Here is a 17,291-nt window from a genome sequence, read left to right as displayed (position 1 = left end):
ACACGGGGGATTTTTTATGAAACTGGATGACATTCTCATCGACGGTTCCATTAGTGTGTTGGATGCTATGCGGAGATTGGATGAAACCGGTCTGCGTGTTTTGTTTGTAGCCGAAAATGGAGTGTTGCAAGCGTCTTTGACCGATGGCGATGTGCGCCGATATATTTTGGCCAGCGGAAAGCTGGAGGCGCCAGTGAGTGGAATGGCGAATTACCACCCCAAAGCGTTGCCCATGGAACAGCGGAGTCGGGCGCGTCAGATTTTGAAAGAGGAATCCATTGGCGCACTTCCTCTTTTGGACCGGGCTGGCCGCATCCAGGACGTAATGTTTGCCGATGGATTGGACATCGAAACGCCGGAGCGCACCGATGTACCAGTGGTGATGATGGCCGGCGGATTGGGTACCCGCCTGTATCCTTATACGAAGATTTTGCCAAAACCGCTGATTCCCGTGGGAGAATTGCCCATTGCAGAGCATATTATCCATCGCTTCACGGATGTGGGGTGCAGCCATTTTTATCTGGTGGTCAATTATAAGAAAAATATGATCAAATCCTACTTCAACGATTTGGAAAAAGACTACGAAGTGGAGTACGTCGATGAGGATAAGCCCTTGGGAACAGGCGGCGGGCTGAGCCTTTTGCGCGGGCATATTGATTCTACATTTTTCCTGACCAACTGCGACATTTTGGTGGATGCCGATTTCGGAGACATTTATAAGTTCCATAAAGAGGGCGGCAATGCCATCACAATGGTATGTGCGGTCAAACATTTCACCATTCCTTATGGTGTGGTAGAGCTAGGCGCAGATGGCGCGATTGAAAATATTCGCGAAAAGCCGGAGATGAATTTTTTGACCAACACCGGTGTATATGTGGTGGAGCCTCAGGTCATTGACATGATTGAGCCGGATACACCTACGCCTTTCACCGATTTGATTGATCGGGTGCGTGAAGATGGCGGGCGCGTTGGAGTATATCCGGTGAGCGAACAGAGTTGGATGGATATGGGCCAGTTGGAAGAGCTGGATAATATGCGCCGCCGTCTGGAACAGCAGTAACATCGGTTGTGTACATGGGGCCGGCGTAAGGAGAAGATTTTTGCAATGCATGCAATTGGTAAAAAGGCTTTGAGCGAAAGAAAGATCCTTGTTGTAACCGCACTGTTGTGTGCGGCTATGATGGTGGTTATATATATTGCTCTTGGCGTTTGGCCTTTTGGCCCTAATACAGTGGTGACTGGAGATTTGGGCGGCCAGTACTTGAATTATTTTGCGCATATGCGCCGGTCTTTGCTGGAAGGATTTTCTGGTTGGGGATACAGTTTTGAAAAAGGCCTGGGCGGAAATCTGATGGGCATTCTGGCCTATTACTGTTCTAGTTTATTCAATGTACTGTATCTTTTGTTTGATCCCCGTTATTATACAGAGCTTGCCGCACTGGTGTTGCTCTGTAAGGTAACTGCGGGCGGTACCGCGATGGCCTTTTTTCTGGAGCGTCGTTTTTCGTCCCTGCGGCATCGAGCGATTGTTCCGGCGTTGTGTTACGCTTTTTGCGCTTACGTGTTTGTGTATTCTCAGAACATCATGTGGCATGACGTGGTTTTCTTATTGCCCTTGGTTTGTTATGGAATCTGGAAGTTGTGCTGTACAGGCCGTCCTTTTGTGTTTGCACTTAGTTTGGCTTTGGCCATTTTTTCTAATTTTTACATTGCCTATATGGTATGCATTTTTTGTGTGCTGTACTTCTTTTGGGAGATGTGTGCTGCACGCAGTATCCATGCGGGACAAAAATTTGTCCGTTGTCTTCAATTTGGATTTGGAGCCTTGTGCGCAGGGGCTTTGCCGTCATTTTTGCTGATTCCCGCTTTGCTGGACATTGGACAAAATAAAGGATTGGCCGAACATTTTGGCTTGACGGGAGAGGCCAGTTTTAAAGCGAGTGAATTTTTTTATCGGCTGATGCCAGGCAACTTTGACTGGAGCAATGTGGAGGCCGGCCTGCCAAATGTGTACTGCGGAACATTTGTAGTGGTTTTGGTAGTCATTTATTTTTTGGCCAAGGGGATTCCTTTTCGGGAAAAGTTGGGGTCCGGCATTGTTTTGGTGGTTTTATTCCTTTCCATGTACAGCCGGGATTTGATGCTCGTGTTTCATGGCCTGAAACCACCGGTGTGGTTCCCATATCGGAATTCCTTTTTATTTTCCTTTTGGATGTGTCTTTTGGCGGCTCGCGCTTTGGCGGCGCCGTTGCTCACCGTTTGGCGCGTTTTGTGCGCAGGCGGGATAGGACTTGCGTTTCTGGCCGTATGTTTCTTTGTAAGAAATGAGTGGTATACGGCTACATTGTTTTTTGTTGGGGCACTCCTATGCGCCGTAGGGTTTGGTTGTGTGCTGTGTTTGGGCGCTCGTCGGCGCATTTTGCGAGCGGGTGCGTTGGTTGTTTGTGCAGCGCTATGCGTTTTGGAATTGACAGCAAACGCAGCGGATGTACTGAGCCGATTTGAACAGTATCCCCGGCAGGATTATCTGGATTATTACGATGAAACATCTGCTGCGGTTTCGTATGTGACTGCTTTGGATAAAGGGGCGCGCATGGAAAAAACATTTCAGCGCAGTTACAATGATCCGATGCTTTTGGGTTATCATGGTGTTTCTCATTTCGGTTCTACACAGGATTCCGCCAATACCGATTGGCTGAGAGCGATGGGATTTTCCGACGTAAATGGGTATCGTTTCGGTGGTACGGCCTTTGGAGAATCTCTGTGTGGAATACGTTATTTGATTGCAGGACAAGCGGATGGGGTGCAAACGCATTACCAATTGGTCGGACAGGCAGGTGAATCCGATCTTTTGGTTTGGGAGAATCCATATGCGTTGCCTGTAGGGTTTTTTGCAGATTCATACGCAGCGGAAGCTCACATTCCTGCTTATGAGGAGCCCATCGATCTCTTTGATGTTCAAAACGCCCTGTTTGCTGCGATCAGCGGTCAAACGGATGTTTCGCTTTTTGAAGAGTTGGATGTAGCCGGACCATTGGGAACTTTGCAGGGACAGCAAACTTTTACCGCGCAGGTACCCAAGGATGGGATTGTATACGCTGTATGGGCAGGAGAAAAAACAAAGCCTGTTCAGATAGAGAGTGTAACGGATAAAAACCCAGAACAGTGGTATTCTTGGGGCGTTTTGTGCTTGGGCGCTTATGAAGCAGGCGACCAAGTGACAGCAGAGGTTTGTCCGGTGTACGATCAGATGGAGCTCACCGATGTTCGTATGTGTGTATTCAATACGGAAATGTTGGCTCAGTTCTCCTCTTCGGCGTCGGATGGAATTGAATGGACAAGTCTTGAAAACGGGCGTTTTCGTGCGCAGGTGGAAGCCGATGGGGAGCATCTGTATCTTATGAGTATTCCTTGGTCTTCCTCGCTTCGTTGTACGGTGGATGGAAAAAACACGTCCATAACGCCTTTGGCAGACGGATTGTGTGCAGTCCAATTGGAACAAGGAACTCATAGCGTGGAACTTCGTTATGCGGTCCCAGGAATGGCGGCGGGCATAGTCGTTTCCTTGTTGGGAGCGGCGATGCTGTTAACGGCTCAAGTTTTATGGAAAAAAACAAAGCGTGATCCATTGTAAGGAGGAGAAGATTATGTCCATCTGCATCATCGCAGAAGCGGGTGTAAACCATAACGGAAATTTGGAACTGGCAAAGAAAATGGCATTGGCGGCTAAGCAGGCCGGTGCAGATATTGTAAAGTTCCAGACAGCCATTCCGGAGCTTGTTATCAGCAAGTTTGCGGAGAAGGCAGAGTATCAGAAGGAGCAGACGGGTGCAGGTGAGAGCCAGCTTGATATGTGTCGGCGCATTCACTTTGGATTTGACGGCCATGCAGAATTGAAAAATTATTGCGATGAAATTGGCATCGAATACCTTTCCACGCCGTTTGATTTGCCGAGCATTGACTTTTTGAATACGCTGAACCTGTCCGTATGGAAGATTCCGTCGGGTGAAATCACAAATCTTCCGTACCTAGAAAGGATTGCGGCCACCAAAAAGCCGGTGATTCTTTCTACGGGCATGAGCACTCTGAGCGAAATTGAAGATGCGCTGAGTGTGTTAGAAGACGGTGGGGTAGAACAAATTACGCTGTTGCATTGCAATACCGAATATCCTACACCTTTTGAGGATGCAAATCTGACGGCGATGGACGATCTGCGCGAGCAGTTCGGTCTTCCCGTGGGTTACTCGGATCACACCACCGGATATGAGGCGGATATTGCAGCGGCTGCGTTGGGTGCCTGTGTGATTGAAAAACATTTTACGCTGGATCGCAACATGGAAGGTCCAGACCATAAAGCCAGCTTGGAACCGGATGAGCTGGCTGCTATGATCCGTGCTGTGCGCAATGTGGAAAAGGCATTGGGAGACGGAAAAAAACATGTTAGCCTGAGCGAGGCAAAGAACAAAGCCATTGCCCGCAAAAGCATCGTAGCTGCGAAGCCGATTCGCAAGGGCGAGGTGTTTACCGAGCAGAATATCACCACCAAACGTCCAGGTGACGGCATCAGTCCTATGCGGTGGCATCAAGTATTGGGCATGACAGCCAAACGCGATTTTGCCGAGGATGAGAAAATTGAACTGTGAGGAGAGCACCATGAAGAAAACAGTCTGTGTGGTGACAGGAACCCGCGCCGAGTGGGGACTTCTGCGAGGCGTTGTAAAAGCAATGGAAAAAAGCGACATCCTGTGCCCGCAGGTAGTAGTGACCGGCGCACATTTAAGCTCGGAGTTCGGTTCTACAGTATCCGAGGTTGAAGCGGATGGGGCGCCGATAAAAGCGCGCATTGATATCTTAAAATTTGGCACAGGAAGCGCACTGGCCACTGCCAAGACGGTGGCCTATACCCTGGATCAGTTTGTGGACTACTTTTCCACACATCGGCCCGATGCAGTTCTTTTGTTGGGCGATCGGTACGAGATTTTTGCAGTAGGCCAGGCGGCTGCACTTTTGGAGATTCCGCTGATTCACATCAGCGGAGGCGATGTGACACATGGAGCGGCGGATGATTATTTCCGCCATTGCCTGACCAAAATGGCCAGTCTGCATTTTCCGGCTTGTGAAGAGTATGCAAAGCGAGTCATCCGCATGGGAGAGGATCCCGCCACGGTAGAAAATGTGGGTGGTTTGGGCGATCAAAATCTGCGGAATATGCACTTAATGAGTAAGGCTGAATTGGAGAAGAGCATTGGTTTTTCTTTGGAAAAACCGTATGTTCTTGTTACCTATCATCCAGAGACCGCGGGTGGTGCATCTGCGGTAGGGCAGTTCCAGCAACTTTTGACCGCATTGGAGAAACTCTCTGTACATGTCATTTTTACAAAATCAAATGCCGACGCAGGCGGCGCAGAAATCAATCGGTGCATCGATGAGATTTGTGCGATTCATCCGGATAAATATATTGCGTTTACCAGTTTGGGCGTATTGCGTTATTTGTCTGCCATGAAATATTGTGCGGCTGTCGTTGGAAACTCTTCTTCAGGTGTGGTGGAGACACCGACGCTGGGAATACCTGCTGTGAACATTGGTCGTAGGCAGGAGGGGCGTATTTTATGTCAAAACGTGATTTGTTGTGATGCAGATGCAGCTTCCATTCAGACTGCTGTTGAAAAAGCTTTGACGCCCGCTTTTGTACAGCAGGCAAAAGCTACGGTCAGCCCGTACAACGGCGGAGATACAAGTGGGCGAATGGTGCGCGGAATGGAGCGCTTTTTGACCGGCCCGCGCTGTGGGAAACCCAAAATTTTTTACGACGGAGAATGACCCATGGGTGCGTTTTTTGCAAAATGTGAAGAAATATGGAACATGGTCTGGAAGATTTTGCGGCGCCAGGAGTTGGAGGCACCGGAGTTTTTTGACGGTATGATCACAATTGCACTGCGTCTTTGCCTCATTGCCTTGGTAGGCTTAGCAGTGGTTTTAATGGTCACTCTGATTTTGGAACTGATTCGACGCAAATGTAACAAAGACCCAAAGAAAAAAAAGGTGTTTTTTCGCAGAAGTGTGAGCCTGGCCTGTGCCTTGGCAGTGGTGTTGGGGTTATGTGTGTGGGCTTATTGGCCTACTCCGTTGGCAGAATCCGACCAGGTGGAAAGTATCACTTTGTCCAGTCGTGTCCCCGGAAAAAAGGAGAAGCCGGTGACATTGACCACCGACCAGACTCAAAAACTTGTAGAACTTTTGCAAAACACTGTCTGTATTCCAAGTTGGCGCAGAGAACTTCCCTATGCGGGGTACGGGCAAACTTTCCGAATCACATTGACTACGGAATCCGGTGTAGTGCGTATTCTGGCTGCACCTGATACTGGATGTGTCTATACGCAGACGGATGAGGGATTGATTTATAGCATTGCAGGGTATGGAAGCTTTTATGAGGCGCTGAGCGCCCTTTGATATCACGGGAAAGCAGGGAGCAAAGATGAAAGTTTTGATCGTTGGACTGGGAAGCATGGGAAAACGCAGAGCGCGGATTCTGCGGAGCGTTCAACCGGACGTGGAAGTTTGGGGTGTGGACTTGGCGGAATCTCGCCGCAAAGAGGCCGGTGAATTGGGAATACAGGCTTATGAGAGCATTGGTGCGGCGCTGAATGCTGGAAAGCCAGACTGTGCATTTGTATGTACTGCGCCCATTACCCATGCGAGAATCATTGATGAGCTTCTGGATGCAGGATTGCCTATTTTTACCGAATTGAACTTGGTAGACGACGGGTACGATGCTCTTATTGCCAAAGCGGCTGAAAAAGGTGTTCCTCTGTTTTTGTCTTCTACTATGTTGTATCGTGCGGAAACGCAGTATATTAAAAAGCAAGTGCAGGACTTTGGAAAACCAGTGAACTATATTTATCACATTGGCCAATACTTGCCGGATTGGCATCCTTGGGAAAACTACAAAAACTTTTTTGTAGGCGATAAGCGCACTGGCGGTGTTCGAGAAATCTTTGCGATTGATTTGCCTTGGCTGCTGGACGCATTTGGACCAGTCAAACATGTGTACGTGGAAAAGGATAAGCTCAGCAATCTGGAAATCGATTACCCGGATACGTATTTTGTGACATTGCGGCATGAGAGCGGTGTCAAGGGGATTTTGGCAGTGGACGTGGTCAGCCCCAAAGCGGTGCGCAATTTTGAAGTATTTGGCGAGGGACTGCATTTGTTCTGGGAAGGAAATCCCAAAACATTGGCAAAGTATGACGTTGCGACCAAAGATAAAGTATCCGTGCAAACATATGAAAGCTTTGAGCATGATGCACGTTATTCGGACAACATTGTGGAGAATGCTTATGGCGATGAAATCGTAAACTTTTTCGGTGTATTGAACGGCACGCAGCAACCTCGCTGGAGCTTTGAAAAGGATAAAGCGGTTCTGGAGTTGATTGAGCGGATCGAAAACGCGTAAAAGAGGCAAAGGATGAAAGTTTTGTTTGTAGGTCTTGGTTCTATTGGAACAAGGCATTTAAAAAATTTGAATACAATCGCTCAGGAAAAAGGTTTGCAGGTGGAGTCCTGGGCGCTGCGATCTTCTGACCGGCCTTTGCCCGAGGATGTTCGATCCTTGCTGGCAGGGGAAGTACGCACGCTGAAAGAGGAAGATCGTTTTGATGCAGCGTTTATCACCAATCCCACCAGTTTGCACTTTTCTACGCTGGGTATGTTGCGTGGAAAGGTGGAAAGTCTCTTTATTGAAAAACCTATTTTTGACCGGACAGATGTCACTCTATCAGAATGCATTGCACCGGGTCAAAAAGCTTACGTGGCGGCGCCTATGCGCTGGTGTGGCGTGATGCTGGCACTGAAACGTCGGCTCGCGTCCTTAAAACCCTATTCGGCTCGGGTCATTTGTTCGTCTTACTTGCCGGATTGGCGCCCCGGGGTAGATTATCGGACTGTATATTCTGCTCATCGCGATATGGGGGGCGGCGTGACCATTGATTTGATCCATGAATGGGACTATCTGGTGGAGTTGTTCGGAAAACCGCTGGAAATGTACAATTTCAAAGGCACATACAGTGATCTTGAAATTGATTCGGACGATTTATCGGTTTATATTGCTCGCTATCCTTCTATGCTGGTAGAGGTCCATTTGGATTATTTTGGACGAGAATACCGTCGCAGTTTGGAGCTTTTCTGCAAAGATGGTACGGTGACCGCCGATTTCGGAAAGGGAACGCTGACACTGGCAGATGGCACTGTGGAACATTGGGATGAACCGGTAAACCAACGTTATCTGCGAGAGATGGACTATTTTCTGGATTACGCCCAGAGCGGTATTGGCGAAAGCGTGAACACACCAGACACGGCGCTGGACGTTTTGAAATTGACGTTGGGGGAGATTTGACATGGAAAATGTACTCATCACCATTTGTGGTCGGGCTGGAAGCAAGGGCTTTAAAAACAAAAATTTGAAAATTTTTGATGGACATCCTCTGAGCTATTACAGCCTTTCTGCGGCACAGATATTTATGAAACAGCATCCGGAGCTGAATGTGGATTTGTGCCTGAATACGGACAGCGATTTGTTGATTGATGTGGTCACTAAATGCTATCCGGAAGTGACTGTTTTGCATCGCCCGGAAGAGTTGTGCGGAGATTTGGTGCCGAAGATGATGGTCTATCAGCACAGTTTGCGGCAGATGGAGGCGCTCAAAGGTAAGCAGTATGAAAATCTGATTGATTTGGATATTACAAGTCCATTGCGTCAGGAGCAGGATGTGTCGGGAGCTTATGCGTTAAAGAAAAGCCGCCCGGAATTGGACCTTGTGTTCAGTGTTTGTCCGTCTCGCCGCACTCCGTATTTTAATATGGCAAAATTGGAAAATGGCTATGCCAAACGTGTGATCGATCATCATTTTACGGCCCGTCAGCAAACACCGCCGGTGTTTGATTTAAACGCATCCATTTATGTGTTTGGGCGTAAGTTTTTACTAGAAAACGAGACCGGTTTTTTGTGGGATGGAAAAATCGGCATGTATGAGATGTTTGATACGGGTATCATTGATATTGATTCCGAGGAGGATTACCGTCTGATGGAGGCCATTGCTCACTATCTGTATGGAGCCTATCCATCTTTTGGAACGGTACAGACCAATATCAGAGAGGATAAACCATGACAGACGGAGAACGGTATGAGATCCATTGCCCCAAAAAATATCTTTCCTACGAGGAAAAAGATGAATACCGTGTGTTTTGGGCCGAAGATGCCTGTGGTTGCGGCAAGGCGAATTGGGGCGTTTTAAAACAAGCGAATGGCATGGATAAAAGTCTTGATTCCATTGAGGCACGGCTGAAGCAGGCTGGTGCTGTATGTCGTATTTACAGCGCGCCGGACAGTATTCCTCTGGAGGAGTGCCAAGCACTTTTGCAGCGGCGTGGTTATGTTATAGAACAACAAGAGTGTTGGCGTTTGACGCAGTGTCTCGAGCCCAGCCCGTTTTTTGTACAGCGCAAATGTCAGGTCCGGACGGTCACTTCGGCGTTGGATGGCAATTTGGCAGTACTTGTGAAGGAGTATGCAGGCTCGGATGGCCTGGCGTTGGCCAATCGCCAAATCAAGGCAGGAGCGCGTGCCTTTTTTGCGTTGAATCGCGCGGAGATTCCGGTCAGTTGTTGTTTTGGAATGGGATACGGAAGTGCATTTCGCCTTTGGGGGCTTTATACAGCGCCTAATCAACGCAAAAAAGGATACGGGGCAGCGGCTTTGTTGGCGGCAGTGGAGTTTGCGGCTAAACCGGATCGGGGATATGAGGACATTTTTCTCTATGTGCAGGAGGAACAAGCTCTGCGCCTTTTGGAAAAGGCCGGTTTTCGCGGTGGAAAACGAAAGCTTTGGAAGGCTTACCTTCCTGCGGGAAAGGAGAAAAAGTAAATGGGATTGTATGTAGAACCGGCATTGATGCAGCGGTTTCCGGAGTTCTATCCTTTTGCGATGGACGGAATCGCGCCGGTAAGTCCGGTTTTGGTGGTAGAAAAAGCGGACGATCAGATGCTGGAGGATCTGGTGCGTGAGCACATGGATACGGTGTGCATAGTGGTGCGGGATTGCCCACAACTTCAAACATTGGTTCCTCTGGCCATGTTGAAAGAATTGCAATGGGTGGGTGTGTGGCGATGCCCGAATCTATCCACACTTTGGCAGACTACCGCTACGCCACTGGTACGTGGCATTGCATTCACCGGCTGTAAACAAGTGACGGATCTTTCCGCTTTGGCAGGGGCCAGAAAACTGGAACATTTACTGCTGGAAAATCGTACATGGGACAATGTGCAATTGAAGAGTCTTTTACCTCTGTGCGCTTTGTCTGAATTGCGCACGTTGGATTTGGGGTGCCGCAAGGTAAAAGACGGGAATCCTTTGGACTACCACCGGTTGTTCCCGAACTTAAAAGTGCTGACCATCACACCTGGTTTGCGGCGGGTCTTTGTCAGCAGAGAAGGCAAACGGGACAAGCCATTTGGCTTTTCCCTCTTTTAAGGAGAGATGGGGTTGACACAACAGGAACAAGTAGCCCGTTTGGCTGCGGATGCGGCACAACTTTTGTTGGCAAATGGCGGAGAAATTTATCGTGCTCAACAGACCATTGAACATATTGGAGCAGCCTATGGGGCGCCGCAAATCAACGCTTACGTGCTGACCAATGCAGTATTTGTATCTTTGGATGGTTCGGAAGGCGGCAATGTGAGCGAAGTGCGTTATGTTCGTTCGCGAAGTATGCACTTGACCCGTGTCAGCGCGGTCAACGATTTGTCTCGGCGAATCGCTAAAGGCAAAGTGTCCTTGGAGCAGGCCAGATGTGAATTGGAAAGAGTGCGCATGTTGCCCCCCAGTGCACCTTGGCTTCAGATTTTGGCATGCGGTGCCGGCACCGCATGCTTTGCATATTTGTTTGGTGGCAATGGATGGGACGCCTTTGCGGCCTTCTGGGTAGGAATCCTGCTTCAGCCTCTGGTCCTTTTCCTTGGTCGGCATAAGGCAGACCAATTTATTTCCAATACATTATGTGCCGTTTTGGTGGCCGTGGCCAGTGTGCTAGCGGTACAAGCTCTGTCTGTGTTAGGCATCGAGTGCAGTCTGGATAAAATTATCATTGGCGGCATTATTCCGCTTGTCCCCGGAATTGCGCTTACCAACGCGATTCGGGATGTGGCCAACAGTGACTATGTTTCGGGCACCATACGTGCGGCAGAAGCTCTCCTCATTGCTGCATCCATCGCTTTGGGCGTTGGTCTTGTGTTAAAACTTTGTGCATTGATTCCGGGGGTGACCTTATGATCGGTGCTTTTTTGATGCAGTGTATCGTTTCTTTTGTATCCGTTGTTGCCTTTGCAATTTTGTTCCATGCGCCGCGGCAGGAATGGGTGTGGTGCGGACTGACAGGGATGGCTGGTTGGGCTGCCTACTGGATTCTGGTTCAGATGGATCAGAGTCTGGCTACTGCCTCTCTTGTAGCGGCCGTCGTTTTGGCCCTTTTGTCTCGCGTGTTGGCGGTGGTTCGTTGTTGTCCAATGACAATATTTATAACTGGTGGTATTTTCCCTTTGGTGCCTGGGGCAGGAATTTATTACACTGTGTATTATTTTATTATGGGACAAGAACTTCTATGTCTCGCGAAAGGGATAGAAACACTGAAGATCGCAGCGGCGATTGCCATTGGAATTGTATTGGTTTTGGCGCTTCCTGGTACATTGTTTCGAGTTTTGGCTAAGAAAGCTTAAGAATCTCATAAACGGATTTGATATGCGATGTTTTCCGTTGATAAGCAAGGGAAGATGAAAATAAAAACGGCATGACCATAAGGTCATGCCGTTTTTTCAAACTGTGTATCAGCCCAAAGCTACATCCAGAATCATCATAATCAGAAAACCAGCCATTACACCCAATGTGCCAGTGTTGGAATGCTCGCCCAAATGTGCTTCGGGAATCAGCTCTTCTACTACCACATACAACATAGCGCCAGCAGCAAAGCTTAGCATCCAAGGCATCAGAGGCTGCACCGACCCAGCAATTAGAACAATGAGAATACCAAAAATAGGTTCCACGATTCCGGAGAGGCTTCCGTATGTAAAAGCGCGCCATGCACCGACTCCTTCCTGGCGAAGAGGAAGAGAAATGGCAGCACCTTCAGGGAAATTTTGAATGCCAATGCCAAGCGCCAGAGCTGCGGCGGCAGATAAGGCAGCAGTGCCGCCATCCGGATGTTGAGCAGCTAAGGCAAAGGAAAGACCTACCGCCATGCCTTCGGGAATGTTGTGCAATGTAACTGCAAGAACCATCAGCGTAGTGCGCTTCCAAGAAGAAGGAGCACCCTCCGGTTCTGCAGAGCCAGGATGAAGATGCGGTAAAAGCGTGTCCATCAGCATCAAAAAGGCAACGCCCAATGCCAGGCCACCGGCCGCAGGCAACCAGCCGGGCATTCCGGCCTCTTCAGCCTGCTCAATGGCGGGCATCAGCAGACTCCATACACTGGCGGCAATCATTACGCCAGCCGCAAATCCTAAAAAGATACGCTGAATGCTTTGGCTGGCAGCCTTGCGAAAGAAGAAAACAAGCGAAGAGCCTAAACTGGTCATTAAAAAAGTAAAACCTGTTCCGGCAGCCGCATAGAGAAGTGCAGTCTGCATATAAACAAACTCCTTTACTGATAACAGAGATTGCTTAAACTATACTATTTTAGTTGTATTTTGTCAAGCCTGCGGGATTGGAAAAACAAATACGTCTTCGCCCTTGGTGTCCTTTTCGGACGTAGGCAAAAATCCAAAACGCTGGTACATTCCTCTTGCAACGACATTTTCCGGATAAACACTTAAATAGATATCACGCCCGGGATATTCTTGGCGCAATGTTTGTACCAACAATGCCAAAGCTGCGCTTCCATATCCTTTTCCTTGGAAGTGAGCATCGATCAAAAGCCGATCCAACCACAATCTTCCGGAAGGCTTGTATTCTTGAAAATAACCATACATTGCAAATCCGACCAGAAGGCCGGAATCATAGATACCTACCGGACGCCACTCCGAACGGCAGTCTGCCTCCGCGAGACATTGTTCAACAGATTCAATATATCCTTCCTGTCCAGGGGCTGTGCGCAATGCGGTAAGCTCGTCTCGGTTTTTTGATGTGACCGCTTGTAGTGAAAGCTGCATGGGGAACTCCTCCTTGTGTTGTAACAAAAAAAGCGATAAAATGAGAATGTTGTGTAATTTAGAAAAGAAAAGAGATCGATTTTTTCATGAAGAAAACGCGGTTAGCCAAACAGTACAGCCTATTTGTTTTAGGGCTGATTATCAACTCCTTTGGCATCAGTTTTATCACAAAAGCGGCGCTGGGGACATCGCCCATCTCCAGCTTGCCTTATGTGGCAAGTTTAAAATTTTCGCCGACTTTAGGACAGTTTACCTTTTTGATGAATTGCCTTTTTATCTTGGCACAAGCAATTTTGCTTGGCAAAGCGTTTCCTAAAATTCAGTATTTGCAAATTTTGGTGAACATTGTATTTAGTGGAGCCATTGATGTAAGTATGCTGCTTTTGCAGTTCATGCAGCCTGAAACAATGGTACAAAAAACAGTGTCCTTAGTGACAGGATGTGCAATTTTGGCACTGGGTATCACATTGGAAGTAGCTGCAAACGTACTTTTGGTACCCGGCGAAGGAGTGGTCAAGGCCATTGCACAGGTGCTACAACGGGATTTTGGAACAGTCAAAGTGTGTTTTGACGTAACCACGGTGGCTTTGGCAGGCCTGCTTTCCTTTTCGTTTTTTCAAGGCTTAAGGGGTATTGGTATCGGGACTGTTGTGTCCGCTGTTTTGGTGGGCATGATCGTAAAATTTTATCGGCGTGTGCTTCCTATTCCAGTTATGTGATGGCCACCCGATTTTGAGGATAGCATGGTTTCCAAAATTTGTCAAAGGAGTGAAGAAAGGTGAAAACACTTCGTGTAGCACTGCTTCAGATTCGACCGACAGACAACCTCTCGCAAAATATGGAAAAAGGAATAGCGGCCTGCCAGAAGGCAAAAGAGGGCGGTGCAGATATCGCGCTGTTTCCGGAGATGTGGAGCAGCGGATATCATATCCCGCAAAAAAAATCAGAACGTTTGGAGCTTGCTGTACCATTGGATGGTGCGTTCTGTTCCTGTTTTGCAAAAAAAGCCGCAGAGTTGAATATGGCGATCGGTCTTACACTCTTGGAACGCCGGGGCGAAGCCGCGTACAATACTTTGGTTTTGTTTGACCGTTATGGGAATCGAGTGTTGAGATACGCGAAGGTGCACACTTGCGATTTTGGAGAAGAACGCTGCCTTGAGGCGGGAAAAGATTTTTCAACTGTGGAATTGGACACAGCCGTCGGAAAAGTAAAAGTGGGGGCCATGATTTGCTACGATCGAGAGTTTCCTGAGAGTGCGCGTATCTTGATGTTGCAGGGAGCGGAACTGATTTTGGTACCCAATGCCTGTCCGATGGAGATCAATCGTCTGACTCAATTGCGGGCTCGTGCATTCGAAAACATGTTGGGAATCGCAACCTGCAATTATCCGGCAGGTCATCCGGATTGTAATGGCCATTCCAGTGCATTTGACGGGGTAGCTTGGCTTGCCGAAGAAGAAACATCCCGCGACACCTGCCTTTTGGAAGCCGGAGAAGAAGAGGGGATTTTTTTCGCGGATTTTGATTTGGAATGTATGCGGCGTTATCGGGCATGCGAGGTGCATGGAAACGCTTACCGCCGTCCGGAACGATATTCTGCTTTGGTGGATTTGCGCATCGATCCTCCCTTTGTACGGCAGGATCGGCGTCCTTAAAAAGCAGCACGGCATATGCCGTGCCGCTTTTTTATTTTGACTATTCCTTGCCGTATAGCATGAAAGGTAAGCCTCTTCGATTCTCTTTTTTTTAGGGCAAGAGTTCTTTTAGGCGAAAAGATATACAAAAAATAAAGAATTTTCAGATGCACTTTGACAAAAAAATAACTTTTTCGAAAAAACAAATTGCCTTTCTCTGGAAACTGTGCTTCAATGAAGGAGAGGGGAAGAGACTGTATGTCATTGGAAGAAATTCGGGAACAAAACAAACAGCGAGTGGTGCAGGCAGCACTGGATGTATTTGTGCGCCAAGGAATCGCGAACACCACGGTGGCGGACATTGCACGAGCGGCCGGGCTGACCGAGCGGTCCGTCTATCGCTATTATAAAACAAAGCTGGACTTGGTGCAGGCTGCTGCATATTTGTATTATGATCGTATGACCGAAGAGGCGAATCGTCGCGCACAAGAGGTGTGTGTCAGCGATTTGCCTGGGATTGAACAGATCCGGCAAATTTTAACCTTCTATTCGCATATGTATTTGGAGTACCCGGCACAGATTCGATTTTGTGCCGATGCAGAGATGGCGTTGAGCACGGCGGGCCGGGATAAAGAAGATGTGAATTGGCCTCCTGAGCAGTTCGAAATTTCCAACAGTCCTTTAGTGCGTGCCATTCGCAAAGGCTTGGCGGACGGGAGCGTGAGCCAAGAGGTAGACGTGGCGTCTTTGTATTATAACGCTTACGATTCGATTCTGGGTGTGATGCAGAAAATGAGCTACGAGCGGCGCAGTCTGCCACAAGATGCATGCGCTCGAATGAATCAGTTGTGCGAAATTTTCGTCGCTGCATTTCGAGGCAATTTCCAGGAAAACGGTAGGAAATAATCCGCCGTGTTTTTTTTGTAATCTTAAATGTCATAGAGACTGACATTTAGAGAACCGGAACAATCCGGCATAAAGGAGGAAGCTTATGGAGAATGTGATTATTACGGTCGCGGGGAAGGGCGGTGTTGGAAAAACATCCATTTCTGCAGCCATTGTGCGCCAGCTTGTCCGTGATCATCCGCAGGCTCGTATTCTGGCCATTGACGCGGATCCGGCAGTTGGTTTGGCCACAGCATTGGACGTACAGGTGAACCAGACCATCGACGACATCCGCAAAGCGATCACTGCGTCCGGAGAAGAGGATAAGACAAAGAAAAAGGCCATTGAGCTTTTGGGCGAATCCAAATTCCGCATTTTTGATGCAATGGTGGAAAAAGACGGGTTTGTATTTCTTGCCGTAGGACGCCCGGAGGCAGCCGGCTGTTATTGCAGTATCAACTCCTATTTAAAGGCAGTCATCAGTATGGTGTCGGGTGAGTTTGACTATGTGGTGATTGATGGAGAGGCAGGCATCGAGCAGGTGAACCGCCGGGTGATGGAAAATGTAACACATCTGATTCTGGTTACAGATCCCAGTCGAAAGGGTACGCAAGTCATTCGTACAATTAAGCAAGTGGCCGATGAACTGGTGATGTACAAAGAGATTGGTGTTATCATCAATCGATTGAATGACCCGGCATTGGAACAATTTGTGGACACAGGTGAGGTTCCAGTGCTGGCACGCATTGGGGACGATTCAAGCCTGGCCATGTGCGATGTGCAAGGCCAAAGTGTGATGGAACTACCCGATGATTCCAATCTGGTACGTGGCGTACAGCAGGCGCTGAACGCGATGGGAATCCAATAAGCGGAACAGGAAAGAAGGTGCGATATGAAGGACCTGAAACATCTGTATTATTTTGAAAAATTATTGGAAGATGCAAACAACGATTTGGTGCGTCAGGCCAAGTCCGAAGGACGTCTGGCGTTGGGTTATACCTGTTACCATATGCCGGAGGTTCTTTTGAACCTGGATGGTTGCTTTTCCGTGCGGCTGCGTGCACCGAGAACCGGTTCCATGGAAATTGCTACATATTACATGTCCAATGCTACCTGCGAATATGCCAGAGCGCTGCTAGAGCGTGGCCTTGAAGGTGGCTACAAGTTTTTGGATGCCATGGCGGGTGTGGACGTATGCGAATGCATGAACCGAGGCATGGAAAACATGGAACTTTTAGGGGTGAGTGATCCCGCCAAGAAAGGCTTTTTCTGGTGCAATCTGGACTCTCCCTGTTCCGACGACGAGGACTGTGTAGCGCATCTTCGCGAGCAGTTGTCACGTAAGATTTTAAAACCGCTGCACGAAAATTACGGCATTGATGTGTCGGATGCAGCCATCCGGAAAGCGGTGGAAAGGCACAATGAGATCTGCCGCTTAATTACTGAAATCGGAAATTTCCGCAAACTGGACAATCCCACCATCACCGGATATGAATTTCATATCTTGACGTTGGCCACTTATGTTTGTCCGAAAGATTTGGTGGTAGAGAAGCTGCGTGAAACATTGGAGGAATTG

19 protein-coding genes are annotated in these 17,291 nt (G+C 48.4%); 17 read left to right on the top strand and 2 right to left on the bottom strand.

The window, feature by feature from the left end:
• Positions 1-16: 16 nt before the first annotated feature.
• The 12 genes from AB5H98_RS00560 to AB5H98_RS00505 are packed head-to-tail and all read left to right on the top strand — an operon-like array spanning position 17 to position 11,766.
• Positions 17-1,060: a sugar phosphate nucleotidyltransferase gene (locus AB5H98_RS00560; RefSeq protein ID WP_367923960.1), complete on the top strand. Its 1,044-nt coding sequence runs from the start codon at positions 17-19 to the stop codon at positions 1,058-1,060.
• Between the two features lie 45 nt (positions 1,061-1,105).
• Positions 1,106-3,634: a YfhO family protein gene (locus AB5H98_RS00555; RefSeq protein ID WP_367923959.1), complete on the top strand. Its 2,529-nt coding sequence runs from the start codon at positions 1,106-1,108 to the stop codon at positions 3,632-3,634.
• A 13-nt stretch (positions 3,635-3,647) separates the two neighbouring features.
• The gene (gene neuB / locus AB5H98_RS00550) at positions 3,648-4,643 is read left to right on the top strand and encodes an N-acetylneuraminate synthase (protein ID WP_367923958.1); all 996 of its coding nucleotides are present in this window, start codon (positions 3,648-3,650) and stop codon (positions 4,641-4,643) included.
• Positions 4,644-4,653: 10 nt separating this feature from the next.
• Complete coding sequence (neuC, locus tag AB5H98_RS00545; RefSeq protein ID WP_367923957.1) at positions 4,654-5,820, top strand: UDP-N-acetylglucosamine 2-epimerase; 1,167 nt, start codon at positions 4,654-4,656, stop codon at positions 5,818-5,820.
• Between the two features lie 3 nt (positions 5,821-5,823).
• Positions 5,824-6,450, top strand: a complete 627-nt coding sequence (locus AB5H98_RS00540) for a hypothetical protein (RefSeq protein ID WP_367923956.1) — start codon at positions 5,824-5,826, stop codon at positions 6,448-6,450.
• Between the two features lie 25 nt (positions 6,451-6,475).
• Positions 6,476-7,453: a Gfo/Idh/MocA family protein gene (locus tag AB5H98_RS00535; RefSeq protein ID WP_367923955.1), complete on the top strand. Its 978-nt coding sequence runs from the start codon at positions 6,476-6,478 to the stop codon at positions 7,451-7,453.
• Positions 7,454-7,465: 12 nt separating this feature from the next.
• Positions 7,466-8,392, top strand: coding sequence for a Gfo/Idh/MocA family protein (locus tag AB5H98_RS00530; RefSeq protein ID WP_367923954.1), 927 nt, complete (start codon positions 7,466-7,468; stop codon positions 8,390-8,392).
• 1 nt (position 8,393) lies between these two features.
• Positions 8,394-9,164, top strand: a complete 771-nt coding sequence (locus AB5H98_RS00525; protein WP_367923953.1) for an acylneuraminate cytidylyltransferase family protein — start codon at positions 8,394-8,396, stop codon at positions 9,162-9,164.
• Entirely contained in the window at positions 9,161-9,919 is a 759-nt protein-coding gene (locus AB5H98_RS00520; RefSeq protein WP_367923952.1) for a GNAT family N-acetyltransferase, read from the top strand. The genes AB5H98_RS00525 and AB5H98_RS00520 overlap by 4 nt, the downstream gene beginning before the upstream one ends.
• Positions 9,920-10,525 carry a hypothetical protein gene (locus AB5H98_RS00515; protein ID WP_367923951.1) on the top strand — a complete coding sequence of 202 codons (606 nt, stop codon included), beginning with the start codon at positions 9,920-9,922 and terminating at the stop codon, positions 10,523-10,525.
• 12 nt (positions 10,526-10,537) lie between these two features.
• Positions 10,538-11,323, top strand: coding sequence for a threonine/serine exporter family protein (locus AB5H98_RS00510; RefSeq protein WP_367923950.1), 786 nt, complete (start codon positions 10,538-10,540; stop codon positions 11,321-11,323).
• A complete protein-coding gene (locus tag AB5H98_RS00505) occupies positions 11,320-11,766 on the top strand; it encodes a threonine/serine exporter family protein (RefSeq protein WP_367923949.1) in 447 nt (148 codons plus the stop codon). Before AB5H98_RS00510 ends, AB5H98_RS00505 begins: the two co-directional genes overlap by 4 nt.
• A 108-nt stretch (positions 11,767-11,874) precedes the next feature.
• On the opposite strand, the gene AB5H98_RS00500 is transcribed toward AB5H98_RS00505, so the two are convergent.
• Both AB5H98_RS00500 and AB5H98_RS00495 read right to left on the bottom strand, forming a co-directional pair.
• The gene (locus tag AB5H98_RS00500) at positions 11,875-12,672 is read right to left on the bottom strand and encodes a ZIP family metal transporter (protein WP_367923948.1); all 798 of its coding nucleotides are present in this window, start codon (positions 12,670-12,672) and stop codon (positions 11,875-11,877) included.
• Positions 12,673-12,735: 63 nt separating this feature from the next.
• Positions 12,736-13,194 (bottom strand): GNAT family N-acetyltransferase, encoded by a 459-nt coding sequence (locus AB5H98_RS00495; RefSeq protein WP_367923947.1) that lies wholly within the window; start codon positions 13,192-13,194, stop codon positions 12,736-12,738.
• Between the two features lie 86 nt (positions 13,195-13,280).
• Here AB5H98_RS00495 and AB5H98_RS00490 point away from each other — a divergent pair, with 86 nt between their 5' ends.
• The 5 genes from AB5H98_RS00490 to AB5H98_RS00470 all read left to right on the top strand — a co-directional run.
• Positions 13,281-13,913 (top strand): YitT family protein, encoded by a 633-nt coding sequence (locus tag AB5H98_RS00490; protein WP_367923946.1) that lies wholly within the window; start codon positions 13,281-13,283, stop codon positions 13,911-13,913.
• A gap of 59 nt (positions 13,914-13,972) precedes the next feature.
• A complete protein-coding gene (locus tag AB5H98_RS00485) occupies positions 13,973-14,851 on the top strand; it encodes a carbon-nitrogen hydrolase family protein (protein ID WP_367923945.1) in 879 nt (292 codons plus the stop codon).
• 237 nt (positions 14,852-15,088) lie between these two features.
• Entirely contained in the window at positions 15,089-15,736 is a 648-nt protein-coding gene (locus tag AB5H98_RS00480) for a TetR/AcrR family transcriptional regulator (protein WP_367923944.1), read from the top strand.
• An 85-nt stretch (positions 15,737-15,821) separates the two neighbouring features.
• Positions 15,822-16,583: an AAA family ATPase gene (locus tag AB5H98_RS00475; RefSeq protein ID WP_367923943.1), complete on the top strand. Its 762-nt coding sequence runs from the start codon at positions 15,822-15,824 to the stop codon at positions 16,581-16,583.
• Positions 16,584-16,607: 24 nt separating this feature from the next.
• On the top strand, positions 16,608-17,291 hold a 684-nt coding region (locus AB5H98_RS00470), incomplete at its 3' end, for a 2-hydroxyacyl-CoA dehydratase family protein (protein ID WP_367923942.1).

This window comes from uncultured Ruthenibacterium sp. (assembly GCF_963558415.1).
Taxonomy (GTDB): domain Bacteria; phylum Bacillota; class Clostridia; order Oscillospirales; family Ruminococcaceae; genus Ruthenibacterium.
This window is presented reverse-complemented; position numbering and strand designations above follow the sequence as displayed.